The sequence below is a fragment of the Sanguibacter inulinus genome, assembly GCF_013415325.1.
GTDB classification, from domain to species: Bacteria; Actinomycetota; Actinomycetes; order Actinomycetales; family Cellulomonadaceae; genus Sanguibacter; species Sanguibacter inulinus.
Genome location: NZ_JACBYE010000020.1, coordinates 1 through 24,577 on the forward strand (window position 1 = coordinate 1; position 24,577 = coordinate 24,577).

General features: G+C 71.5%; 20 protein-coding genes. 12 read left to right on the forward strand and 8 right to left on the reverse strand.

Going from position 1 to position 24,577, the window contains the following annotated elements; translation table 11 throughout:
* A partial coding sequence (locus tag HZZ10_RS09590) for an Ig-like domain-containing protein (protein ID WP_179913335.1) occupies window positions 1–1,179 on the reverse strand: 1,179 nt, incomplete at its 3' end.
* A gap of 508 nt (window positions 1,180–1,687) precedes the next feature.
* Between HZZ10_RS09590 and HZZ10_RS09595 the strand changes: the two genes are divergently transcribed.
* From HZZ10_RS09595 to HZZ10_RS09620, 6 genes are read left to right on the forward strand one after another with little or no spacing between them, the layout of a single operon-like run.
* The gene (locus tag HZZ10_RS09595; RefSeq protein ID WP_156382663.1) at window positions 1,688–1,780 is read left to right on the forward strand and encodes a potassium-transporting ATPase subunit F; all 93 of its coding nucleotides are present in this window, start codon (window positions 1,688–1,690) and stop codon (window positions 1,778–1,780) included.
* On the forward strand, window positions 1,777–3,447 hold the full coding sequence (gene kdpA, locus HZZ10_RS09600) for a potassium-transporting ATPase subunit KdpA (protein ID WP_082543784.1): 1,671 nt from the start codon (window positions 1,777–1,779) through the stop codon (window positions 3,445–3,447). Before HZZ10_RS09595 ends, kdpA begins: the two co-directional genes overlap by 4 nt.
* A complete protein-coding gene (kdpB, locus tag HZZ10_RS09605; RefSeq protein WP_257152695.1) occupies window positions 3,444–5,699 on the forward strand; it encodes a potassium-transporting ATPase subunit KdpB in 2,256 nt (751 codons plus the stop codon). The genes kdpA and kdpB overlap by 4 nt, the downstream gene beginning before the upstream one ends.
* Before the next feature lies 1 nt (window position 5,700).
* Window positions 5,701–6,369 (forward strand): K(+)-transporting ATPase subunit C, encoded by a 669-nt coding sequence (gene kdpC, locus HZZ10_RS09610; RefSeq protein WP_228087344.1) that lies wholly within the window; start codon window positions 5,701–5,703, stop codon window positions 6,367–6,369.
* A 9-nt stretch (window positions 6,370–6,378) separates the two neighbouring features.
* Window positions 6,379–9,036, forward strand: a complete 2,658-nt coding sequence (locus HZZ10_RS09615) for a DUF4118 domain-containing protein (protein WP_228087345.1) — start codon at window positions 6,379–6,381, stop codon at window positions 9,034–9,036.
* Complete coding sequence (locus HZZ10_RS09620; RefSeq protein WP_179913336.1) at window positions 9,033–9,755, forward strand: response regulator; 723 nt, start codon at window positions 9,033–9,035, stop codon at window positions 9,753–9,755. The genes HZZ10_RS09615 and HZZ10_RS09620 overlap by 4 nt, the downstream gene beginning before the upstream one ends.
* Before the next feature lie 9 nt (window positions 9,756–9,764).
* Here HZZ10_RS09620 and HZZ10_RS09625 read toward each other — a convergent pair whose 3' ends face one another.
* Entirely contained in the window at window positions 9,765–11,582 is a 1,818-nt protein-coding gene (locus tag HZZ10_RS09625; protein WP_179913337.1) for an alpha/beta hydrolase, read from the reverse strand.
* A 70-nt stretch (window positions 11,583–11,652) separates the two neighbouring features.
* Window positions 11,653–13,002, reverse strand: coding sequence for a Na+/H+ antiporter NhaA (gene nhaA, locus HZZ10_RS09630; protein WP_179913338.1), 1,350 nt, complete (start codon window positions 13,000–13,002; stop codon window positions 11,653–11,655).
* A 113-nt stretch (window positions 13,003–13,115) separates the two neighbouring features.
* On the opposite strand from nhaA, the gene HZZ10_RS09635 reads away from it, so the two are divergent.
* The gene (locus HZZ10_RS09635; RefSeq protein WP_308507544.1) at window positions 13,116–13,751 is read left to right on the forward strand and encodes a GNAT family N-acetyltransferase; all 636 of its coding nucleotides are present in this window, start codon (window positions 13,116–13,118) and stop codon (window positions 13,749–13,751) included.
* Between the two features lie 39 nt (window positions 13,752–13,790).
* On the opposite strand, the gene HZZ10_RS09640 is transcribed toward HZZ10_RS09635, so the two are convergent.
* The 3 genes from HZZ10_RS09640 to HZZ10_RS09650 form a co-directional block, all read right to left on the reverse strand.
* Window positions 13,791–14,534: a response regulator transcription factor gene (locus HZZ10_RS09640; protein WP_179913339.1), complete on the reverse strand. Its 744-nt coding sequence runs from the start codon at window positions 14,532–14,534 to the stop codon at window positions 13,791–13,793.
* Complete coding sequence (locus HZZ10_RS09645; protein ID WP_179913340.1) at window positions 14,531–15,844, reverse strand: sensor histidine kinase; 1,314 nt, start codon at window positions 15,842–15,844, stop codon at window positions 14,531–14,533. Before HZZ10_RS09645 ends, HZZ10_RS09640 begins: the two co-directional genes overlap by 4 nt.
* 98 nt (window positions 15,845–15,942) lie before the next feature.
* Window positions 15,943–16,515 (reverse strand): DUF1697 domain-containing protein, encoded by a 573-nt coding sequence (locus HZZ10_RS09650; RefSeq protein ID WP_179913341.1) that lies wholly within the window; start codon window positions 16,513–16,515, stop codon window positions 15,943–15,945.
* 151 nt (window positions 16,516–16,666) lie between these two features.
* On the opposite strand from HZZ10_RS09650, the gene HZZ10_RS09655 reads away from it, so the two are divergent.
* Both HZZ10_RS09655 and phoH2 read left to right on the forward strand, forming a co-directional pair.
* Window positions 16,667–18,271 (forward strand): DHA2 family efflux MFS transporter permease subunit, encoded by a 1,605-nt coding sequence (locus HZZ10_RS09655; RefSeq protein ID WP_179913342.1) that lies wholly within the window; start codon window positions 16,667–16,669, stop codon window positions 18,269–18,271.
* Between the two features lie 397 nt (window positions 18,272–18,668).
* Window positions 18,669–19,964, forward strand: a complete 1,296-nt coding sequence (gene phoH2 / locus HZZ10_RS09660) for an RNA 5'-3' helicase PhoH2 (protein WP_156382707.1) — start codon at window positions 18,669–18,671, stop codon at window positions 19,962–19,964.
* A gap of 63 nt (window positions 19,965–20,027) precedes the next feature.
* Here the strand turns inward: phoH2 and HZZ10_RS09665 are convergent, their stop codons facing one another.
* Together HZZ10_RS09665 and HZZ10_RS09670 are read right to left on the reverse strand one after the other, a co-directional pair.
* The gene (locus tag HZZ10_RS09665; RefSeq protein WP_179913343.1) at window positions 20,028–20,633 is read right to left on the reverse strand and encodes a class I SAM-dependent methyltransferase; all 606 of its coding nucleotides are present in this window, start codon (window positions 20,631–20,633) and stop codon (window positions 20,028–20,030) included.
* Window positions 20,634–20,790: 157 nt separating this feature from the next.
* Window positions 20,791–21,468 (reverse strand): M15 family metallopeptidase, encoded by a 678-nt coding sequence (locus tag HZZ10_RS09670; protein ID WP_179913344.1) that lies wholly within the window; start codon window positions 21,466–21,468, stop codon window positions 20,791–20,793.
* 87 nt (window positions 21,469–21,555) lie between these two features.
* Here HZZ10_RS09670 and HZZ10_RS09675 point away from each other — a divergent pair, with 87 nt between their 5' ends.
* The 3 genes from HZZ10_RS09675 to HZZ10_RS09685 are packed head-to-tail and all read left to right on the forward strand — an operon-like array spanning window position 21,556 to window position 24,430.
* A complete protein-coding gene (locus HZZ10_RS09675; RefSeq protein ID WP_179913345.1) occupies window positions 21,556–22,239 on the forward strand; it encodes a response regulator transcription factor in 684 nt (227 codons plus the stop codon).
* Entirely contained in the window at window positions 22,232–23,338 is a 1,107-nt protein-coding gene (locus HZZ10_RS09680; RefSeq protein ID WP_179913346.1) for a sensor histidine kinase, read from the forward strand. Before HZZ10_RS09675 ends, HZZ10_RS09680 begins: the two co-directional genes overlap by 8 nt.
* A gap of 15 nt (window positions 23,339–23,353) precedes the next feature.
* The gene (locus HZZ10_RS09685) at window positions 23,354–24,430 is read left to right on the forward strand and encodes an endonuclease/exonuclease/phosphatase family protein (protein ID WP_179913347.1); all 1,077 of its coding nucleotides are present in this window, start codon (window positions 23,354–23,356) and stop codon (window positions 24,428–24,430) included.
* Window positions 24,431–24,577 lie beyond the last annotated feature (147 nt).

The following is a 24,577-nucleotide window of genomic DNA, read 5'->3' on the forward strand; positions in this document are numbered from 1 at the left end:
CGCCGGAGGTGCGACGGTCTCGGGCGCTGGCGGGGTGGTCGGTGCAGGGTCGGTCGGCGCGCTGGTCGTGGGCTCGGGGTCTGTCGGCTCGGGCCCCGGGGTCTCCTCGGTGATGCCCGAGCCGTCGCCGCCAGCGGCGGCGCGCTGCTTCTCGGCGCCGACGACGGTGCTGTCCGTCGTGGTGCTGATCTCTGCGACGTTGGTGTACTCGCCGAGAGACGGGTCTGTGAGGTCGACGGCGTAGGAGAGGGTGACGAACTCGTCGGCGCGGATCTCGTCGAGGACGAGTGTCAGGCCGCTGGGCCCGCAGTCGAGGTCGACGATGCGCTCGGGCGAGTCTTCGCCGAACCACGTGACGGGTGACTCTGGTGCGCTCGAGACGGCTCGGACCTGGACTGTCCCGCACACCATCGCCTGCCCGGGACCGAGGTCGTCGGTCACGGTGACAGGGCCGCCCGAACCGGCGTCGGACGCGGGCAGCCGGACCTCCCACGTGAGGGCCTCGCCGGGCTCCGTGGTGCCCTGGTCGGGGCGGTTCCAGTACGCCCACTTCGCGGCGGTCGGGCTGGGTGGGCCTGTGCCCGGCCCCGTCATGGTCACGGTGACCGACCGCCCGGCGATCGTGACGACGGTGGTCACGGGGTCGGTGCCCAAGAGCTCGGTGTTCCACTGGACCTCGAAGAAGCCTGTGCCACCCACCCCGGTCCGTCCGTCGACGTAGTCGGTCAGTGTCACGACTGCGGTGCTGCCCTGCCAGACGGCACGTGCGACCACGACCCCGTCAGGCCCGAGCAGGTCGAAGGGGACTGTCGAGACCGGCACGAGCTCGGGCGGCAGGTCGACTGTGAAGGTGTCACCGGGCTGGGCCGAGTCGGGGACAGCCCACTCGACGTCGAGCCGCACGCCGTCCCACGGGCCGAAGGTCGTGGTCGACAAGGTCGCCGCCGTGACAGCCGGCGGCAGCTCTGCGGCCGAGGCGAGACTGGCCGTGGGGGCGAGCAGCAGGCCGGCGATCAGCGCGGTCACGGAGGCTCGGCGCACCGCGAGTGCACCGACGACCCTGCGGGCGCCACGGGGGCGGTGGACGGCCCGGAGGGCCGGGGCGGCAGAGCCGGTGCGGGCTGGTGCTGCGGCGGGTGTGCCGGTGCGGGCCTCTGGGCTCGAGATCGGGGGGTGCATGAGACTCGGTGCTCCTTGCTGTGGACAGTGCCCGCGACAGGTGCGGCGGGCTCTCGGCTGTCGAGCGACGGCTGGTGCGTCATGAGTGGAGACTCGCGCGCCCAGGCCGCATGACGCGGCGGGGTGTTCTTTCACCCGGTGGGCGTGGTGCCGGTGTCGCTGCAGAGGGAGAGCCCACGCCCCGGCCGGTCCGGTGGCGGGATGGTGCACGGACTGGCACGACACCGGCGACGACGCCCGACAGGGGGAGTCTGGGTCTCTGACGTCAGAGACCCGTCAGGGACCTGTCACCGCACGTCAAGGAACCGTCAACGCCGACGTCCGGGACCCTCCAGCCCGGATAGACCGGTGGTGTGCACCTCTCGTGTGCGCCGACCGCCTGACCCGCGGTCGTCCTGACGTCCGAAGGCGTGACAGACATGGCCGACCTGGCCTACATCCTCCTGACGGTCGCGTTCTTCGCGACCGTCGCCCTCGTCGCCCGTCGCTCCGGCGACAGGGACGCGTCGTGAGCGCGGCCGACTGGGTGGCCCTCGCGGTCTCCGTCGTGGTGCTCGGATACCTCTTCACGGTGCTGCTGCGCGCCGGTCGGGGGCGATGACCATGAGCGAGACCTGGACGGCCGTCGGGCAGATCTCCCTGCTCGTCGCGGCCCTCGCCGCGGTGCACCTGCCGCTCGGTGCCTACCTGGCCCACGTGTACACCTCCCCGCGCCACCTGAAGGTCGAGCGCCTCGGCTACCGCCTCATGCGGGTCGACGCCGACGCCGAGCAGCGCTGGACCTCGTACCTCTTCTCCCTGCTGGGCTTCTCCCTCGTGTCTCTGCTGGCCCTGTACGCGCTGGGCCGCCTGCAGGAGCACCTGCCGATGAACCTCGGTGTGAGCGCCTTCGACCCCGCGGGCGCGTGGAACACCGCGGTGTCCTTCGTGTCGAACACCAACTGGCAGTGGTACTCCGGCGAGGCCGCAGCCGGTCACGTCTACCAGATGGTCGGGCTCGCCGTGCAGAACTTCGTCTCTGCTGCTGTCGGCATCTCGGTGGCCATCGCCCTGGTCCGCGGCTTCGCGCGGTCCGGCACGGACGGGCGCGTCGGGAACTTCTGGTCCGACCTCACGCGCACCTGCGTCCGGGTGCTGCTGCCGATGGCTCTGCTCGCCGCGGTCGCGCTCCTCGCGACAGGCGTGATCCAGAGCTTCGACCCGCACAGCACGGTCCAGACCCTCTCGGGCGGCACGCAGTCGATGCTCGGCGGACCCGTCGCCTCGCAGGAGGCCATCAAGGAGCTCGGCACCAACGGCGGCGGGTTCTTCAACGCGAACTCCGCCCACCCGCTCGAGAACCCCACGCCGGTGAGCAACCTGCTCGAGATCTTCCTGCTGCTCGTCATCCCCTTCACGCTCCCGAGGGCCTTCGGCCTCATGGTGCGCGACACCCGCCAGGGCTTCGCGATCGTCTCGGTCATGGGCTCGCTGTTCCTCGCCGGGGCGGCCCTGCTCACCTGGGCCGAGATGTCCGGCCCAGGCCTCGCGGCCCAGGCCGCAGGCGGTGCGCTCGAGGGCAAAGAGCTGCGCTTCGGCACCGCTGGCTCGGCGCTCTTCGCCGCCGCGACGACAGGTACCTCGACAGGTGCGGTCAACTCGATGCACGACTCGCTCACAGCACCCGGCGGCGGTGTCGCCGTCTTCAACATGCTGCTCGGCGAGATCGCCCCCGGCGGTGTCGGGTCCGGCCTCTACGGCATGCTCGTCCTCGCGATCGTCGCGGTGTTCATCGCCGGTCTCATGGTCGGACGGACACCTGAGTACCTCGGCAAGAAGATCGGCCGCCAGGAGATCACCCTCGTGGCGCTGTACATCCTCACCGTCCCGCTGCTCGTCCTCGTCGGCACGGCACTGGCCATCTCGTTGCCCGCTGGCCAGGCCGGCATCCAGGAGGCCGGCCCGCACGGGCTCTCCGAGGTGCTCTACGCGATGACCTCGGCCGCCAACAACAACGGCTCGGCCTTCGCCGGGCTCACCGTCGCGACGCCGTTCTACAACACGCTGCTCGGCGTCCTCATGCTCGTCGGACGCTTCGTGCCGATCGCCCTCGTGCTGGCGCTCGCGGGCAGGTTCGCCAGCCAGAAGACCGTCCCCGCGACCGCAGGCACCCTGCCCACGCACCAGCCGCTCTTCGCGGGGCTGCTCGGGTCTGTCGCGCTGGTCGTCGTCGGTCTCACCTTCATCCCCGTCCTGTCCCTCGGTCCGATCGTGGAGTCGCTCTCATGAACCGCCCAGCCACCCGTCACCCGGCCGCACAGCAGCCGACCGACCAGCACGTGGAGCAACCTCCCGCAGGCTCGACCACCGACCCCGTCGCGCCGGTCGCCGACGGCGCAGCACAGCCTGGTGGATCCGCGGCAGCACCCTCCGGACGCCGCGCGTCGAGCCTGTCCTGGCCGCAGGTGCGCTCCGCCCTGCCCGGTGCCTTCCGCAAGCTCGACCCGCGCGAGCTGCTCGACTCGCCGGTCTTGCTGATCGTCGAGATCGGCGCCGTCGCCTCGACGGTCCTGGCCGTGGCCGACCCGTCGGTCTTCGCCGTGACCATCGTCGTGTGGCTGTGGGCCACAGTCCTGTTCGCGACCCTCGCCGAGTCCATCGCCGAGAGCCGCGGCAAGGCGCAGGCCTCGTCGCTGCGCGCCACCCAGACCCAGACGACGGCCCGCCGCGTCGACGCCCCTGTCGACACGACCCGGTACACGGGCAACCTGCTCGCGCTGCCGACCGTCGACGTCGCGTCGTCCTCGCTCTCCGTCGGCGACGTGGTCGTCGTGCGGGCCGGCGAGGTGATCCCCGGTGACGGGGACGTGATCGAGGGCGCCGCGTCGGTCGACGAGTCGGCCATCACGGGGGAGTCCGCGCCGGTGATCCGCGAGTCGGGCGGCGACCGCTCGGCCGTGACCGGCGGCACCGTGGTGCTCTCCGACACGATCGTCGTGCGCATCACCGCGGCCGCAGGGTCCACCTTCGTGGACCGCATGATCGCCCTCGTCGAGGGGTCGGAGCGTCAGCGCACCCCCAACGAGATCGCGCTCAACATCCTTCTCACGTCGCTGACGATCATCTTCCTGCTGGCTGTCGTCACCCTCCAGCCCTTCGCCGTGTACTCCGGGTCGCGCCAGTCGCTGCTCGTCCTCACGGCCCTGCTCGTCTGCCTCATCCCGACGACCATCGGTGCGCTGCTCTCGGCCATCGGCATCGCCGGGATGGACCGTCTCGTGCAGCGCAACGTCCTCGCGATGTCGGGCCGGGCCGTCGAGGCCGCCGGTGACGTCGACGTGCTCCTCCTCGACAAGACCGGGACGATCACCTACGGCAACCGGCAGGCGAGCGACCTGCTCGTCGCCCCCGGAGCGACGATCGCCGACCTCGCCTCTGCTGCTCGGCTCGCGTCGCTCGCCGACGAGACGCCCGAGGGACGCAGCGTCGTCACGCTCGTCGACGCCGGGTACGCCGAGCACGTCGCGGCGACCACGCAGGACGACGGGGCCGTGGTCGAGCTCGTGCCGTTCAGCGCGACCACCCGGATGAGCGGCATCGACGTGAGCCCGGCCGAGCGTGCGGGCACGACCTCCACCCCGCGGACCAGCATCCGCAAGGGGGCCGCGAGCGCAGTCCACGCCTGGGTGCACTCGACCGGGGGGCACACACCCGACCAGGTGCAGACCCTGGTCGACGGGGTGAGCGCGTCGGGCGGGACACCGTTGGTGGTGGCCCGGCAGACGGGCGCCGGACCCGCGCAGGTGCTCGGGGTGATCCACCTCAAGGACGTCGTCAAGACGGGCCTGCGCGAACGCTTCGACGAGCTGCGTGCCATGGGCATCCGCACCGTCATGGTCACCGGTGACAACGCGATCACCGCCCGGGCGATCGCTGAGGAGGCCGGGGTGGACGACGTCCTCGCGGAGGCCACGCCGGAGGACAAGCTCGCGCTGATCCGCCGGGAGCAGGAGGGCGGTCACCTCGTGGCCATGTGCGGGGACGGGACGAACGACGCCCCGGCCCTCGCGCAGGCCGACGTGGGTGTCGCGATGAACACCGGGACCTCCGCGGCCAAGGAGGCCGGGAACATGGTCGACCTCGACTCGGACCCGACCAAGCTCATCGAGGTGGTGCAGATCGGCAAGCAGCTGCTCATCACGCGCGGGGCGCTGACCACCTTCTCGATCGCCAACGACATCGCGAAGTACTTCGCGATCCTCCCGGCGATGTTCATGGTGGTCTTCCCCCAGCTCGAGGTGCTCAACATCATGCGGCTCTCGAGCCCGGAGTCCGCGATCGTCTCCGCGGTGATCTTCAACGCGCTGATCATCGTGGTGCTCATCCCGCTCTCGCTGCGCGGGGTCGCCTACAGACCGGCGTCGGCGTCGACCATGCTGCGTCGCAACCTCCTCGTCTACGGGCTGGGCGGCCTGGTCGCCCCGTTCCTCGGCATCAAGCTCATCGACCTGCTCGCCTCGCTTCTCCCTGGGATCGGCTGACATGGCACACGACAACTTCTCCGCACGCCAGCCCGCAGGGGCTCGCTCGTTGAGCACCCGCCGCGGTGCGGTATCTCTTGCCCGGCAGAGCCTCGCGGGGCTCCGGGTGCTCGTGGTCCTCACGGTCCTGCTCGGGGTCGTCTACCCCCTGGCGGTGTGGGGGGTCGGGCAGGTGGCCTTCCGCTGGCAGGCCGAGGGCTCGCTGCTCACGGCCTCGGGGGATCGGACCACGTCGCGCTCCGACGCCGTCGGCTCGGCGCTGGTCGGGCAGGCCTTCACCGGGGACGAGTACTTCCAGCCGCGTCCCTCGGCTGCTGGCGACGGGTACGACACCCTCGCATCGGCGGGCTCGAACCTCGGACCGCTCAACCCCGACCTGGTCGCGACGATCGAGGAGCGCCGAGCAGCCGTGGCAGCACAGGACGGCACCGACCCGGCCGCCGTGCCCGCCGACGCGCTCACGGCGTCGGCCTCGGGGCTCGACCCGCACGTCTCGCCCGAGTACGCCGAGCAGCAGGTAGCCCGCGTCGCGCAGGCTCGCGGGCTCGACGAGGGGACGGTCCGGGCGCTCGTGGCCGAGCACACCCAGGGCCGCGACCTCGGGTTCCTCGGCGAGCCGCGGGTCTCCGTGCTCGAGCTCAACCTCGCGCTGGGCATGATGTCCTCATGAGGTCGAACGATGGGTGACAGGCGCACGGGGCGGCTCACGGTGTACCTGGGGGCCGCCCCCGGCGTGGGGAAGACCTTCGCGATGCTCGACGAGGCCCGACGCCGCCGCGACCGCGGCACCGACGTGGTCGTCGGGCTCGTCGAGACCCACGGACGGCAGGCGACGGCCGAGCAGGTCGGCGACCTCGAGGTGCTGCCACGTGCGGTGATCTCCTACAGGGGGACCGAGCTCGGGGAGCTCGACGTCGCCGCGGTGCTGGCCCGCGCACCCCAGGTGGTGCTCGTCGACGAGCTCGCGCACAGCAACGCGCCGGGGTCGACGCACCCCAAGCGCTGGCAGGACGTCACCGACCTCCTCGAGGCCGGGATCGACGTGGTGACGACGGTCAACGTGCAGCACCTGGAGTCCCTCGGTGACGACGTGCACGCCATCACCGGCGTGCGCCAGCGCGAGACCGTGCCCGACCACGTGGTCCGGGCCGCCGACCAGGTCCAGCTCGTCGACCTGTCGCCCGACGCCCTGCGCCGCCGGCTCGCGCACGGCAACGTGTACCGCGCCGAGCAGATCGACGCGTCGCTGTCCTCGTACTTCCGTGTCGGCAACCTCACCGCGCTGCGCGAGCTCGCGCTGCTGTGGCTCGCCGACAGCGTCGACGACGCCCTCACCCGCTACCGCTCCGACCACGCGATCGACGGGACGTGGCCCGCCCGCGAGCGCATCGTCGTCGCCGTCACCGGCGGGCCCGAGGGGGAGACGCTGCTGCGCCGCGGGGCGCGCATCGCCCAGCGCACCGCCGGGTCCGAGCTGCTCGCCGTGCACGTCCTGGCGACCGACGGCCTGCCCTCGGCGCCACCGGCCGCGATCGCCGCCGACCGCGAGCTCACCCTGGCGCTCGGCGGGACCTTCCACACGGTCGTCGGTGAAGACGTCCCGTCGGCTGTCGTCGACTTCGCGCGGGGCGTCAACGCGACCATGATCGTCGTCGGCGTGTCCAGGCACTCCCGCGTGCGCGAGGCGCTGCTCGGCTCGTCGAGCACCCAGACCGCCCAGCTCGCGGGGAGCATCGACGTGCACCTGGTCACGCACGAGCAGGCGCGGTCCGGGTCGCCGCTGCGCCGACGGTGGTCGGCGCTGTCCAGGGCCCGGCAGGTGGCGGGGTGGGCGCTCGCGGTCGTGCTGCCGGCACTCCTCACGGGGTTGGTGTGGTGGTTCCGCGGCGACGTGTCGCTGACGACCGAGCTCATGCTGTTCCTCGCCGGGACTGTCGGGGTCGCGCTGGTCGGCGGGCTGTGGCCGGCCGTGGCCGCGGCGCTGCTGTCCTTCGTCTGCGTCAACTGGTTCTTCACCCCGCCGACGGGGATGCTCACGGTCTCCAGCCCGGAGAACGCCCTCGCCCTCGTCGTGTTCGTGGTGGTCGCGGTGTCGGTCGCCTCGGTCGTGGACCTCGCGGCGCGCCGGACCGCCCAGGCGTACAGGGCGCGGGCCGAGGCCTCGACGCTCGCGGCGCTGTCCCGCTCGGTGCTGTCCGGCGACGACTCTGCCGACGCGGTCGTGTCGCGGCTCGCCGAGACCTTCGCGGTCTCCGAGGTTCGGCTCGAGGAGCGCGCGGGCCCGAAGGCTCCGTGGGAGACGGTCGCCTGCACCTACCGAGCCGGGCAGCGCGGTGGCGACGACGCCTCGACGTCGACGGTCCGGATCGACGACGACCGCCGTCTGGTGGTCGTCGGGCGGACGCTCCCTGCGAGCGACCAGCAGGTCCTCGAGGCCTTCGCGGCACAGGCGGGCATCGTCCTGGAGTACAGGCGGCTGCGCGAGGCCGCGTCCCAGGCTGCCGTGCTCGAGCAGGCCGACGCGACCCGCACGGCGCTGCTCGCCGCTGTGTCCCACGACCTGCGGACACCGCTCGCCTCGATCCGGGCGGCGATCGACGGGCTCAGCGCGCACGACGTGGCGCTCGCCCCCGAGGACGAAGAGGCGTTGCTCGACACCATCGGCGGGTCGACCGCGCGCCTCGAGGCGCTCATCGCGAACCTGCTCGACCTGTCCCGCATCCAGACCGGCAGCGTGCGCGCCGTGCTCCAGGCACGGTCCGTCGACGAGATCGTGCCCGTGGCGGTCGAGGGGCTCGGTGCGGGGGCTGTCGACCTCGCAGTCCCGGACAACCTGCCGCTCGTGCTCACCGACGCTGGGCTGCTCGAGCGCGCCGTCGCCAACGTGGTCGCCAACGCTGTGCGTTTCTCGCCGGCCGGGGTCCCGGTGCTCGTCACGGCCTCGGCACGGCCGGGCGAGGTCGAGATCCGCGTGGTCGACCGCGGGCCCGGTCTCGACGACGAGCGCAAGGACCGCATGTTCGAGCCGTTCCAGCGGCTGGGGGACACCTCGCCCGACGGTCTCGGGCTCGGCCTCGCCGTGGCGCAGGGGCTCGTGCGGGCCGTCGGGGCTACCTTGGTCGTCGACGACACCCCGGGAGGTGGGCTGACGATGGTGCTGACGGTGCCGACTGCGGAGGGCGCTGCTGACGCCGTCGCCAGAGCTGACGACCTGGACCGTGCCGAGACGACTGACGTGTCGGTCGGGACGGTCTCGCCCCGGCTGTCCGAGGTCGCGCGGTCCGGTGACGCCGGGTCTGGTGGTTCGGCACGCTCCGGCGACGGCGGCCTGCTGTGACGGCCGCGGGTGCAGCTGGAGCCTCGGCTGCGGTCCCCGGCACCGCAGTGCTCGTCGTCGACGACGACGCCGGTCTCGTGCGTGCCCTCGCCATCAACCTGCGCACCCACGGCTGGGTCGTCACGACCGCGACGAACGGGGCCGAGGCCCTCGACGCAGCGGCGAGCAGCCATCCTGACGTGGTGCTCCTCGACCTCGGCCTGCCGGACATGAGCGGCCTCGACGTCATCGCCGGGATCCGCGGGTGGAGCCGGGTGCCGATCGTCGTGCTCTCGGCCCGCCAGCTCGGTGACGACAAGGTCGACGCCCTCGACGCCGGCGCGGACGACTACGTGACCAAGCCCTTCGCGATGAACGAGCTGCTCGCCCGGCTGCGCGCTGCTGTGCGGCGGGCCGCGCCCGTCGACGAGGTGCAGACGCCCGTGGTCGAGGCCGGTGACCTGGTGATCGACCTCGCGCGCCGCAAGGTCCAGCGCGCGGGGGAGGACGTGCGGCTCAGCCCCACCGAGTGGTCGCTGCTCGAGGTGCTGGTCCGCAACCGCGGCAAGATGGTCGGCCGTGTGCAGCTCCTCCACGAGGTGTGGGGCCCGTCGTACTCGGCCGAGACCAACTACCTGCGGGTCTACACAGCCCAGCTCCGCCGCAAGCTCGAGGCCGACCCCTCGGCGCCGCGCCACATCATCACCCAGCCGGGCATGGGCTACGTCTTCGAGGTGTGAGCGGGGGCGTCAGCTCTCGTCCGGGACTCCTGACATGAGCTCTTTGAGCCGGGCCGTGTCCGTGTCGTCCCAGCCCTCGGGTGCGCCGAGCGCCGCGAGGCCGTCGGAGTAGGCCAGGTGGTAGGAGTGCCCGTGCCCCTGGGGCACGTTGCCGGCGACGAACATGTCGAAGGTGACCTGCCAGAAGGTCACGACGGGGACCCAGGTCATCTCGAGGCGGTCGGGTCCGGGTTCTGACACCCAGTCGGGCTCGCGCCAGAGCACGTCGAGGGACCACCAGATCACGGCGTCGGAGGCGTGCTGCAGGTAGACCACCCGGGGTTCTTCCCACGTCCCGGGGATGTCCCACACGTCCGCTCCGCTGCCGGGCTCGGTGCCGAAGCGCACCTGGCGCCCGCCCTCGTACACAGGGCTGTACTCGAGGCTGCCAGGGTCGCGGTTCTTGGTGAAGTACGCCCAGTTGGGCGTGAAGCTCGGCGTGCCGACGAACAGCGCACCCTGGGTCCGCTCGGTCATGTCCTGCAGGCCGCTGAAGGCACCCTGCGCGCCGAAGCTGCCGAGCGAGAGACCGTATGCGACGAGGAAGGGCCGGGAGTCCTCGGGCTGCTCGAGCCACGCGTCGTACACGGCCTCGTAGAGCGCCTTGCCGGCGGCGGGCGGGGTGTCGCGGTCGGAGAGGAAGCTCACCCAGCTCGGCAGGTAGGAGTACTGCATGGCGGCGATCGCCGTGTCACCACCGTGCATGTACTCCAGGGTCTGGGACATCGACGGGTCGACCCACCCGGTCCCGGTGGTCGTCGCGACGACGAGGATCTCGCGGTCCCACGCGTCGGTCCTGTCGAGCTCGTCGACGACCAGCGCGGCCACGGCGTCGATGTCCTCGGCGGACTGGAGCCCTGCGTAGACGCGGATGGGCTCGACCACGTCATCGGCTGCCACGACGTCGCCGCCCGCCGCGAAGTCGACGATCTGCTCGACGCTCGGCCCAGAGCTGACGAAACCGCGTCCCTGGAACCCGAGGTCGTCCCAGTCGACCACGGACTCGGGCGATCCGGACCGCAGCGGTGACGTCGGCTCGACAGCACCGTCGGGGGTGCCCGCGTCGGTCGCTGCGCTGATGTTCTTCAGGGCGGTCATCGCCCCGTTGATCAGGGTCCCGTTGACGAGCAGCACGGCGACCACCGTGACCGTGACCGCCCCGACGAGCCGTGCGACGCGGGCCGGGACCCACCGGCCGAGGAGGTCTCCGGCGCGCCGGCTGCACCAGCGCAGCCCTCGGGCGACCAGCAGTAGCACGAGCGCGAGCCCGACGCCGAGGAGCACCACGAGCATGACGTGCGACTCGGGGGTCGCCTCGATGCCGAAGAGCGTGCGCAGGTCGCCCTGCCAGCGGGACGCGAGGACGAGGAACCACGGCACCAGGACCGCAGTGAGCCCGGCGAGCACGAACCAGAGCGTCCGGGTGGTGCTCGCGTCCCACCGCGCGTGGAAGCCGAGCCGCCGGGTCGCCCAGCCGAGGAAGGCGCCGGCCGCGTAGCCCGCGATCATCGACAGCCCGGTGAGCAGCCCCTGGAACAACCAGCCGCGGGGGATGAGCGACGGCGTCATGGAGATGCAGTAGCAGGTGAGGGCGAGCACGAGCCCTGTGGGGGAGAAGCGCCGGGCGAAGGACTCCAGCCGGAGCCTCAGGCCTCGCGGGCGCTCGTCGTGCTGCTGGTCCGCGGCCGCGCTCTCGCCGTGCTGTTGGCGCCGGCCTGGACTCTCACCCTGCTCCGGACGCTCAGCGGGATCTTCACCGTGCTGCGGACGACCTGCCGAGGGCTCCATGTGCGTGACTCTAGCGGGAACCGCCCTGGTCGCGGCAGGGCGGTTCCCGCGGTGTCGTCAGCCCGGGGCGTCAGGACTTCTTGTCGCCGATGTGGTCGGTGATGTCGTCCGGGATCCCGTCGAGGTTCATGTCGTTCGTCCGGTCCGTGCGGCGCGCGTCGTGGCGCAGCGCCAGGGCTCCGAGGGTCGCGGAGATCACCGAGGCGAGCAGCACGGCGATCTTCGCGCCCGTCCCGTGCTCGCTGCTCGGGTCGAAGGACAGCTCGACGATCAGCAGCGACACCGTGAAGCCGATCCCGGCGAGCAGGCCGACCGGCAGCAGGTCACGGATACCGATGCCCTGCGCGAGGCGCAGGGGAGTCAGACGGGTGACCAACCAGGTGGTGCCCAGGATGCCCAGGCACTTGCCGACCACGAGTCCTACGACGATCCCGATCGTGACTCCCTGGCCGAGCACGTCGAGCAGCGAGCTGCCGACCACGGTGACGCCCGCAGCGAAGAAGGCGAAGACAGGCAGGGCGATGCCGGAGGAGAGCGGGTTCCACGTCCGCTCGAAGCGGTGCGTGCGCGTCTCCTTCTCGCCGTGGACGACGAGGGCCGGCACGAGGAAGCCCATCGTCACGCCGGCGACAGTCGCGTGGATCCCCGAGGCGTGCACGAGGGCCCAGACGACCACGGCTAGCGGGAGCAGGAGCCACCACCGGACGGTCCTGGCCCTGACCAGGAACCTGAAGAGGACCAGGCCGAGCACTGCGAGGGCGAGCGGACCCCAGGACAGCGAGTCCGTGTAGAAGATCGCGATGACGATGATCGCCAGCAGGTCGTCGACGACGGCGAGGGTCAGCAGGAAGGTGCGCACAGCTGTCGGCAGCCCTCGCCCGAAGACCGCGAGGACGGCGAGCGCAAAAGCGATGTCGGTGGCCGTGGGGATCGCCCAGCCACCGAGGGCTGTGGTGTCGCCTGTCACCAGGACGACCGTCACGAAGAAGATCGCCGGGACGGCCATGCCGCCGACAGCGGCGAGCATCGGCACGGCCGCCTGCCGTGGTTCGCGCAGCGAGCCTGCGACGAGCTCGTGCTTGAGCTCGAGACCGACGACGAAGAAGAAGATCGCGAGCAGGCCGTCCGCCGCCCACCCGGCGACCGACAGGTCGAGGTGCAGGGAGGCCGGACCGATCTTCGTCTCGGAGAGCGTGGTGTAGATCTCGCGCCAGGGGGAGTTCGCCCAGACGATGGCGAGGATCGCGGCGCCGATGAGAAGCATGCCGCCGGTCGTCTCGCGCGTGACCCACCCGGCGAGACGCGCCGGGACGGTCTGCGCCGCGGGCGGAGCCGAGTCCTGCGGGGACCGGGTCAGCGGCTCGTGGCCTGACACACCGTCAGGCTCGTGCGTGGGACCTGGAGAGACAGGGGTAGACATGGGGGCTCCTTCGGAGGGTCGACAAGGTCATCGCCGACCAGACTTCCCGGCACACCACGAGACAGCGTAGTCGCCAGCCTCGTCCCCTGCCTCCGGGCTGGCATGCTGGCACGGTGACCGACGACACGCAGACCGACGACACGCAGATCACCGATGCCCAGCCCGGCGAGTCCCAGACCGCTCCTGCCCCGCTCGACCGCCTCGTCTGGCCCCGCAGGACCGAGCGTCTGAGCCTGCGCCGCGTGACCATGGCCGACGAGGCCGCGATCTGGGAGTACCGCCGGCTCGACGAGGTCAGCCGGTGGGGTTCGTGGCTCCCGACCGACAGGGCAGACTGGCACGAGATCCTCGGCAGGCGGCTGCGCGACCTCCTCGTGATCGAGCTCGACGGCCGCGTCGTCGGGGACCTCATGGTCCGTGTCGAGGACTCCTGGGCACAGCGCGAGGTGGCCGAGCACGCGAGAGAGCAGCAGGCCGAGCTCGGGTGGACCCTGAGCCCCGATGTCGGAGGCCAGGGCTACGCGACCGAGGCCGTGCGAGAGGTGCTGCGCCTGTGCTTCGAAGACCTCAAGGTCCGCCGGGTGGTCGCCGAGGCCTTCGCGGACAACGAGCCGTCGGTCCGCCTGGCCGAGCGCGTCGGGATGCGCCGCGAGCACCACGCCGTGGCCGACGCGCTCCACCGCGACCTCGGGTGGGTCGACTCGGTCGGCTACGCGCTCCTCGCCCACGAGTGGGCTGCCCGGCAGTGACCGTCCGCAGGTGAGGCCGTCACCACTCAGCCCCAAGTCTCAGCGCTCAGCCTCGTAGGCGAGCAGCGCCAGCTGGATGCGGTTGGTGAAGTCGAGCTTGGTGAGCGCACTCGAGATGTGCGACTTCACGGTGCCCATCGACAGGTACATCTGCTCGGCGATCTCCGTGTTCGAGAGCCCCTGCGCGACGGCGCTCGCGACGTCGCGCTCGCGGTTGCTCAAGACCGACAGCCGGGCGACTGCCTGGTCCGCCCGGGACGAGCCGACCGGCGCAGCCGCGGCAGCGCCGGGCACGGACTCAGCTGTCGCCCGGTCGATGAGCACCTTCATGACGTCGGGGGAGAGCACGGGGTCCCCGTGCGCGGTCCGGCGCACGGCGTCGACGATCTCCTCGGGCGGGGTGTGCTTGAGCAGGTAGCCCGACGCACCGGCCTGGAGGGCCCCGAGGATGGTCTCGTCTCCGCCGAAGGTCGTCAGGACGATGACCTGCGGTGCCTCGACCTCGGGCGCGGCACCCGAGTCAGCATCTGCGCCCGCCGGCTCGCCCGGCTGCGCGCTCGTCTGCGTGCCCCCGCGCAGGGCGCGCGTCGCGGCGATCCCGTCCATGACGGGCATGCGGATGTCCATGAGGACGACGTCAGGCCTGTGCTCGGCGACGGCGTCTGCGACGAGGGAGCCGTCCGCGACCTCCCCGACGACCTCGATGTCGGGTGCCCCGGCGAGCATCAGCCGGAGCCCGGCACGCACGAGGGCGTCGTCGTCGACGATGAGGGTTCTGATCATGAGCGCCACGGTAGCCGGACCTTGAGCCTGAAGGCGCCCCCGCTCGCCCCGGCCTCGAGGGTGCCGCCCTCGAGCAGGACGCGTTCGGTGAGCCCTGTGAGGCCCGCCCCGGCCCCGGGGATGGTCGAGCGCGGTGTGGAGATCTGCGTGACGTTGGTGACCTCGACGACCACCTCGTCGCCCGCGGTGCCGCGCAGCAGGACGTTGACCGGCACCTCCGGCGCGTGCTTGCGGGCATTCGTCAGGCCCTCCTGGACCACCCTGAACACCGTGCGCTGGAGCTGCGGGCGGGCCTCCTCGAGTCCCGGCGCGTCCGAGGTGACGTGGATCTGCTGACCCGCGGCGCGTGCTTCCTCGACGAGGGTCGCGAGGTCGGAGATGGCGGCCTGCGGGGCGGCTGTGCCGGTCTCGTCGTCCTGGTCGTCGCTCGTGTCGGTGCGCAGCACGGTCAGCACCTCGCGGAGCTCCTCGAGCGCCTGGTGGGCGTTCTCGCGGATCACCGTGACGGCGTCGTGCACCTCAGTCGCCGTGAGCGGGGCGGCGTTGCCGCTCTCCGCCTGCCGAGTCCTGTACTCGAGCGCGCCCGCGTGGACCGACAGCAGCGAGATGCGGTGCGCGAGGACGTCGTGCATCTCGCGGGCGATGCTCGAGCGTTCACCGCGGCGGGCGTCGACGAGGCGCAGCTCTTGCTGGCTGCGCTCCTGCTCGGCGCTCTCGCGCAGGCTCAGCACCAGCTGGCGTCTGGCCCGGACCGCGATGCCCCAGGCGAGGACCATCATCCCGATGAGCGCGCCGAAGATCAGCGATCCCCAGTCGCCGGCACCCCCCTCGGTGATCCTCAGGTGCAAGAACGAGACGGGGATCTGCAGCAGGTTGACCGGGACGGACACGGGCCACGGTCTGTGCACGGCGAGGGTGAACAGCAAGATCACTGTCGCGGCACCCGTGCTCAGGGTGAAGGTCGACAGCACCAGCGCGACGAGGCTCAGGGCGAGCGGGAACCGTCGGCGCCACCAGAGCGCGAGGGACAGCAGCACCCCGAGGACGGGGTCGAGGACGCCGTCGACGAGCGGGAGCTCCCGGGGACCGTCGAGTCCGAAGGACACCTCGCCTGTGCTCGGGTCGGGCGCCTGGGCGAGAGCCGTGAGCGCCACGAAGCCGAGCGAGACGAGGAAGGCGATGCTGTCGATCGCCCAGTCGCGGGCGGTCCGGCGGGGGACGCGCCGGGTCGCCCCGTTCTGCGCGGCCCCGGCGAGGAGCCCGGGCAGCGCCCAGCGCGCGTCGACCACAGGGCTGTCCGAGACTCGCATGCGACGACCCTACGGCGCGCCGGGAGCAGGGCGCGACGGTCGATGGGCCGATCTTCGCTGCTGGATCGGCACCCGGCTCTCGACCGATCGACCGAGTCTCACCCCGCCGCGGCGAGGTCGCGCAGCCGGAGGACGGTGGTCCAGTTCCGGGCGGTCCCGTCGACACCGAGGGTGCGGCGGAGCAGTGCGGGGGTGAGGCGGGTGGTCCCGGCGCCCTCGGGGTAGACCGTGTAGGAGGTCCCTTCGTGCCATGCCATCTGCTCGGGGTGCGGCGTCAGGTCGAGACCGGCGACGGCTTCGGCCGTCGGTCGGGTCGCGTAGAAGGTGACGAGCAGCTTGGACGGTGCTGACTCCGCCTCGGCGGGGAAGGGGTTGTTCTCGACGACAGCGTCGAGGGTCTCGGGGGACACCACGACGATGTCGACGTCGAGGCCGAGGCGGTCCAGCAGCCCGGCGTGCACCAGCGCACCGACCTCGGCCTCGGTGGTGCAGGTGGCTGCGGGGCTGCCCGGGGTGGGCGCTGAGACCACGAGGTTGCCGCTCGCGAGGATCGTCGTCGCTCGCGTCCAGCCGGCGGTCTCGCCGACGGCGCGCAGGTCGGCCGAAGGGACCTTGCGGTGCCCGCCGACGTTGACGCCGCGGAGCAGGACGACTGCTGTGGTGAGGGTCACGGGTCGAGACTAGCGGTGGTGGGTGTCGGTGGCCGGGAGCAGACTGAGCGGGCGGTCAGGTGCCGCCACCCGAGACTGCGCTGGGACGCGCACGGCCCAGGCCTGCATCCCTGCGCCTCGGGCACGTCAGCTCGACCAGCGAGGACACATGATGAGCGCTCCCAGCTCGACAGGACCGTCGGCGCAGGTCGACCTCGGCGGACGCAGCCCGTGGAGCGTTCTGCCACCGCTGCTGCTCGGGTTCTTCATGATCATGGTCGACACGACCATCGTGAACATCGCGGTGCCGACCCTCGTCGACAGCTTCGACGTGGGGCTCTCGGCCGTCGGGTGGGTGACGAGCGCCTACCTGCTCACCTACGCCGTGCTGCTGCTCGTCACCGGGCGGCTGGGGGACAGGTTCGGGCCGAAGAACATCTTCGTCGCGGGTCTGGTCGTCTTCACGCTGTCCTCCCTGTGGTGCGGGTTCTCGGGGAGCATCGGCATGCTCATCACCGCGCGGGCCGTGCAGGGGGTCGGTGCGGCGCTCATGACACCCCAGACGATGGCGATCATCACCCGGGTGTTCCCGCCGCAGAAGCGCGGCGCCGCGATGGGTGTGTGGGGGTCGGTCGCGGGGATCGCGACCATCACCGGGCCTGTGCTCGGCGGTCTGTTCGTCGAGACGCTCGGGTGGGAGTGGATCTTCTTCATCAACGTGCCGGTCGGCCTCGTGGCGCTGTTCTTCTCGTTCCGGGCGCTGCCGGCGCTCGCCACGGACAAGAAGTCCTTCGACGTGCTTGGGGTGGTGCTCTCGGTCATCGGGCTCGGTGCGCTCGTCTTCGGTGTGCAGGAGGGGGAGACCTACGACTGGGGTCAGGTGTGGGGGCCGGTGTCGATCCCGCTGATCCTCGGGGTCGGCGTCGTGGTGATCGTCGCCTTCGTGCTGTGGCAGCGACGGCTCGGGCCGGACGCGCTGCTGCCGCTGAGCCTGTTCCACCACCGCAACTTCTCGCTCGCGAACGTCTCGGGCATGACGGTGTCCTTCGCGATGATCGGGATCTTCTTCCCGCTCACCCTGTTCTTGCAGACGACCCTCGGCCTCTCGCCCCTGCACGCCGCGCTCGTGAGCCTGCCGAGCTCGGTGGTCTCGGGCGTGGTCGCGCCCTTCGCAGGTCGCCTCTCCGACAGGGTCCCGGCCAAGTGGGTGATGGTCACCGGCTTCGCGTCGCTCGCCGTCGCGACGGTGTGGCTCGATCTCGTCATCGCCCCCGGGATCTCGGCGTGGACGATCGTCGTGCCGATGCTGTTCTTCGGGCTCGGCACGGGCTGTGTGTTCTCGCCCATGGCGAGCCTGGCGACGGCAGGGCTCGACCAGTCGACCGCCGGCGCCGGGGCCGGGGCCTTCAACACGACGCGTCAGGTCGGCGGGGTCATCGGCTCGGCTGCGATCATCGCGATGCTCCAGACCCGCCTCGCCGTGACGCTTCCCGCAGCGGCGCAGGATGCCGCAAGGGCTCTGCCGGAGCAGTACCGGCAGTCCTTCGTCGACGGCTTCGCGTCGATGGGCGGTTCCTTCAGCGGGGCTGGCGGGTCGGTGCCCGTGCCCGACGGCGTCCCGGCCGACGTGGCCGACGCGATCTCCTCGGCGGGGTCTGCGGCCTTCGGGACGGGGTTCGCCCAGGCTGCCGGGGACACGATGCTCCTGGTCGCGGGGGTTCTTGTCGTCGGGCTGGTCTCGGGGGTGCTGATGCGCCGCGAGTCCGGGCACGTCTGACGGGCACGCCCCCCGCCGTCGCCCGTGTGAACTTTGGGTGACATCTCGCGACATCTGTCCCACGAGGGATGTGCTCTGAATCACACGGGCGTAGTTTGCAGGAGACGGACGACACCCGTCGTCCTCCGGGAGGCCAGCCCATGGAGCATCAGCTCCGAGCAGGACGGCCGTCCGCGGCCACGCCCCTGCGTGGACCGGCGGACCGCCAGACCCACTCGCCCGACGGTGACGTGCCCCGCACGCACCGCCCGGACGGCAGGCGCACACAGTGCGCCGGAGGGAGCTCGTCGTGGTTGCTGAGAAGTCTGTGGTAGCTGGGAAGACTGCTGGGACGGTCGTCGGGACCGACACGTCAGGGAGTGACGAGGCTGTCGGGACGGAAGGCCGCAAGACCTTCGTGCTCGACACGTCTGTCTTGCTCTCCGACCCGAAGGCGCTCGTGAGGTTCGCCGAGCACGACGTGGTCCTGCCGATCGTCGTCATCACCGAGCTCGAGGCCAAGCGCCACCACCCCGAGCTCGGGTACTTCGCCCGGAGCGCCCTGCGCATGCTCGACGACCTCCGCGTCAAGCACGGCGGGCTCGACCACCCGATCCCCGTCGGCGACGGCGGGTCGTTGCGCGTCGAGCTCAACCACACCGACCCCTCCGCGCTGCCTGACGGGTTCCGGCTCGGCGACAACGACACCCGCATCCTCGCGGTCGCAGCGAACCTCGCGGCTGAGGGCGCCGACGTCACCGTGGTCTCCAAAGACCTCCCGATGCGCGTCAAGGCGTCGGCCGTCGGGCTGAGCGCCGACGAGTACCGTGCCGAGCTCGCGGTCGACTCCGGCTGGACGGGGATGGGCGAGCTCGACCTCGCCGAAGACCAGATGGCCGAGCTGTGGGAGCACGAGTCGATGGAGCTCGCCGCCGTCGACGCGGCGTCGGTGACCGCCGCAGAGCCGCTGCTCTGCCACAAGGGTCTCGTGCTGCACTCGACCCGCGGGTCGGCGCTCGCCCGGGTCACGCCTGACAAGCACCTCCAGCTGATCCGCGGCGACCGCGAGGTCTTCGGGGTCCGGGGGCGCTCGGCCGAGCAGCGCATCGCGATCGACCTGCTGCTCGACGACGCGATCGGCATCGTCTCCCTCGGTGGCCGCGCCGGGACCGGCAAGTCGGCCCTCGCGCTCTGCGCGGGCCTCGAGGCCGTGCTCGAACGACGCCAGCACCGCAAGATCATGGTCTTCCGGCCGCTCTACGCCGTCGGCGGGCAGGAGCTCGGTTATCTGCCGGGCTCCGAGGCCGAGAAGATGAGCCCGTGGGCCCAGGCCGTCTTCGACACCCTCGGTGCGCTCGTGAGCAAAGACGTGATCGACGAGGTCATCGACCGCGAGATCCTCGAGGTCCTGCCGCTGACCCACATCCGCGGCCGGTCCCTCCACGACGCCTTCGTGATCGTCGACGAGGCCCAGTCCCTCGAGCGCAACGTGCTGCTCACGGTGCTCTCGCGGATCGGGCAGTCGTCGCGGGTGGTGCTCACCCACGACGTCGCCCAGCGCGACAACCTGCTCGTCGGGCGCCACGACGGCGTCGCCGCGGTGATCGAGGCGCTCAAGGGGCACCCGCTCTTCGCGCACGTGACGCTGACCCGGTCCGAGCGGTCTGCCGTAGCGGCGCTGGTCACGGACATGATGGAGCGCATCGAGGTGTGAGGGTGTGGGCGTGGGCCGTCTAGGTCGCGTCGTCGGACGCGCCGGTCCACGCCCGACGGCACGTCAGTGGGCTGCGGCACGCCGTTCGCACACGATCGTCCCCACGGGTCGCTGCCCGCGGGTGGCCCTGCGGTGGGTCTCGACCACGTCGAAGCCCGCTGCGTCGAGCAGCCTGTGCAGGTCGTCGGCCGGCCACCTGTAGGCACGCAGGACAGCGTGCTCGAAGGCTTCGCACGAGGCGCCGTCAAAATAGCCGAGGACGAGCTCGCCGCCGGTCTGCAGGATCCGGGCGAACTCGGCGATCGGCGTGCCGATGGTCGACGGGTCGTGGTGGATCGTGGAGAACCAGGACAGGACGCCACCCAGGGAGGCGTCGGGGGCGTCGGTCCGGTCGATGCTCTCGAGGTCGAAGCGGATGCCGGGATAGGTCGACCGGGCGTGCCCGACGAACTCGGGCACCACGTCGATCCCGCGGGCGTCGAGCCCGAGCTCCGCCAGATGGTTCGTCCAGTGACCGGGACCGCAGCCCGCGTCGAGGACGGGGCCGCTCACGCGTCCAGCCCACGACTCGACGATCTGGCGGTCCGAGGGATGCACCGCTGACATAGAACCCAAGAGGGCCGTGTACTCGGCTGCTCGGGCGGTGTAGGCGGCGGTCGTCTCGGTCACGTCTCGACGGTACCGGGGGTGACGGAGTCGCAGAGGGCGATCCGCGCTGTGCGCACGACAACCGCCTCCGCTCGTCTCGGGTACTGAGCGTCACCGCCGTACGTCTCGGGTACTGAGCGTCGCCGGCGCACGGCTCGGGGCTGCCCGTCGACGTCCCTCACCCACCGAGGTGGGACGCGTCCGGGAGCATCTCGGGGCACGTGCCGCCCGGGGTCGTCGCGAGCTCGAAGTGCCAGATCTCGTTGGCGTAGGTCTGGCACAACCCGTAGTCGGGTCCGTGCTCCAGCAGCCAGTACATCGCGTCCAGCGGACCGATGTCGACGGCTGTGCCGGTGACGTGGGTGGACGTCTCGGGGGTGGCGACGAACTGGCGTGCGTCCTCCTCGCTGCCGTAGGTGGCCAGCGCCTCGTCGTAGAGCTGTCCCTGATAGCGGGCGCTGCGCCAGCCTGTCGTGACGTAGAGGGGCTGGCCGTCCAGGGTCGCCTCCGCGGTCGCGGCCTCGACGGCGGCGCGCAGCGCCGGGTTGAGCCTCGTCACGGCGGGCAGGTCCGCTCCCGCGGTGATGTCGGTCCCGGCGGGGATCAGGCCGTCGGCCTCGGTGAGCGGTCCGGTCTGGGGCGGCTCGTCGGACGTGACGTCGGAGCCGACGGAGACGGACGACGTATGCGCCGACGCTGTCTCGTCAGGGCTCTGGATCCACCCCGTCACGCTGAGCAGGACCAGTCCCACCAGGGCTGCTGCGAGCACTGTCCCGAGGAGGATCGCCAGCAGGGTGAGGATCCCGGAACGGACGGGTCGGGTCGGGCGGGGTGCGGTGCTGTTCGTGATCTGCATGGTGACCATGCGACCTCGGCGGATGTTGCCAGGACGTATGGCCGGGCGCATACGCTCCCGACATGTCGTGCATCCTAGGGTGAGCGGATGCGAGTACTGATCGTCGAAGACGAGGCCTTCATGGCCGAGGCCGTGCGTGACGGGTTGCGGCTCGAGGCGATCGCCGCCGACATCGCCGGGGACGGCGACACAGCCCTGGAGATGCTCGCGGTGAACGAGTACGACGTGCTCGTCCTGGACCGTGACGTCCCGGGCCCGGACGGCGACGAGATCGCGAGGATCGTCTCCCAGGAGCCCGGTGGGCCTCGGATCATCATGGTGACGGCCGCGAGCCGGATCGACGACAAGCAGGCCGGGTTCGGCAGCGGCGCCGACGACTACCTCACCAAGCCCTTCGTGATGCGTGAGCTGGTCTTGCGGCTGCGGGCGCTCGAGCGCAGGAGAGACGTCGGTCGACCCCCGGTCGTGCGGTCGGCCGGCCTTCGCCTCGACCCGTTCCGGCGAGAGGTGTACAGGGACGGTCGGTACGTCGCGCTGACCCGCAAGCAGTTCGCTGTGCTGCAGGTGCTGCTCAACGCCGAGGGTGGCGTGGTGAGCGCCGAGCAGCTGCTCGAGCGTGCCTGGGACGAGAACGCCGACCAGTTCACGAACGCGGTCCGCATCACCATCTCCGCGCTGCGCAAGCGCCTCGGTGAGCCGGCGCTCATCCGCACCGTGACGGGCGTGGGCTACCAGATCGACGACGCGACGGACGTCGACCACGATGCCTAGGACGCGCCCAGGCTCCTCGCGCCCGCGCGGGCTGTCGCTGCGGTGGCAGCTGACCCTGAGCTACGCCGCCTTCGTCGTCGTGGTCGGCGTCGTGCTGATCGCCGTCGGTGTCCTGCTGCTGCGGTTCGTCCCCGAGGGCAATCTCGTGTCGTTCGGCGGTGGGTTCGCACCGTCCCGTTCCGACCTCATGCCGGTCTTCGTCAGGTACGCCTCCGCCGGGCTGGTCTTCCTCGCCACGATCGGCCTCGGTGGTGGATGGTTGCTCGCCGGGCGCCTGCTGCGGCGCCTGCGCCTGATCACCGGCACGGCCGAGCAGGTCAGAGCCGGTGACCTGGACCACCGGATCGACATGGTGGGTCGCTCCGACGAGCTGTCCGGGCTCGCCGACACCTTCGACGACATGCTGGACCGTGTCCAGGCCTCCGTCGACGAGCACCGACGGTTCGCGGCGAACGCCTCCCACGAGCTCCGGACACCGCACGCGGTGATCCGCACGATGCTCGAGGTCGCCCGTGCGGACCCCGACCGTGACGTGGAGCAGCTGCTCGGACGTCTGGAGATCGTCAACGAACGTTCCATCGCGCTCACCGAGGCCTTGCTCTCCCTCGCCCAGGCGGACAGTGCCGCGCAGGGACGCGAGCCGGTCGACCTTGCGGCGCTGGCGGCCACCGCCGCCGAGGACCTGAGTGCCGCTGCTGCCAGCCGTGACGTCGTCGTCACCTGCGACCTCCTCGCGGCAGCGACCACCGGCCACCCCGGGCTGCTCGGACGGCTCGTGACCAACCTCGTGCAGAACGCCGTGGTGCACAACCACCCCGGCGGTCACGTGCAGGTCGCCACGTGGACGGACGAGCGAGGTGACGCCCTCGTCGAGGTGGCCAACACCGGTCCGGTCGTCAGCGACGAGGTCGCGGCCACCCTCACCGAACCCTTCGTCCGCGCAGCGGGCAGGACGCGACCGCGCGACCCGTCGCACGTCGGCGCGGGGCTCGGTCTGTCGATCGTCGCCTCGGTCGCGCGCGCCCACTCCGGGCGCATCACCGTGGTGCCCCGTGCCGGTGGTGGCCTCACGGTGCGGGCGCAGATCCCTGCGTCGTAGAGAGAAGTCACAGTGATGGGACAGGACGACAGACCGCGCTCGCGGTCTGCAGCGGGACGGTCGACGACCACGGCGCCGAGCGGCAGGCTGGAGCGCACCAGCGTGCTCGGGTGGATCGCCGTCGTGGTCGTCGCGACGGCAGCGGTCCTGTCGATCGCCCCCGGGACGCTCGGCTGGTCGACCGAGAAGGGGATCGCGCAGGCCGTCGCGCTGCGCACCTGGCTCCTGTGGGGCTTCGCCGGGATCGCTGCGGTGTCGCTGCTCGCCGCAGTCGGGATCGGCTCCCGAGGACGGCGCCCGGTCCGCACGACGGCCGTCGCCGTCGTCTGCGTGCTCGCGGCAGGGTCGCACCTGCTCGTGCTCGACGCCCGCGGTCTGGACGCCGGCGCCCCCGTGCTCGCCAGCGACGAGCGCGACGGCGACATCACCGTGCTCACCGCCAACGTCCGGGGCGAACGGGCAGGGGAGGAGGCCGTCTCGGCCGTCGTCGATCGTGTCATCAGCAGCGGAGCCGATGTCGTCGCGCTCCCCGAGGGGCAGCCTGTCGTCGGCGAGGTGGTCGCGCAGCTCACCGCCCGCGGTGAGTCCTTCCAGGTCTTCCCTACCTTCGGCGCCGGCCCCAACCGGGGCACCGCGCTCCTGGTCGCGGAGTCGCTGGGGGCCTACCGCGAGGTCGACGGGCCCGTCGGCGGGGTCCGGGTCGAGCCTGTCGACGGCGACGGCCCACCGATCGCCGCCGTGCACCCGACCTCCTTGCCCCCGGACCCGACCGACGACCTGGGGGCGTGGCGCAGCGAGGGCTCTCAGGTGCAGGAGCTCTTCCAGACCATGACGGGCGGCATCGTGGCCGGAGACATGAACGCCACGCTCGACCACGAGCATCTGCGCGAGACCGGCACCTACGTCGACGCCGGATCAGCCGTCGGGATCGGCGGGTACGGCACGTTCCCCAGCTCTCTGCCCGGTGTGCTCGGCACGACCATCGACCACGTGCTCGTCGACGGGGGACGGTTCGCCGTCCACGCGGGTGCGGTCGTCGACGTCCCCGGCACCGACCACCGTGCCGTCGTGGTCCGGGTCGCGCCCAGGTGAGTCACCGGGTGGTCGACAGAACCTGCCCGCTGATCGTCAGGACGGTCCACGGACGCCACCAGACGTCCGAGATCGTCCGGACAGGTCTTGCTACCTTTCATCTCATGGGCCACCTCTCGACGCACGTGCCGGTGTTCACCACCGACC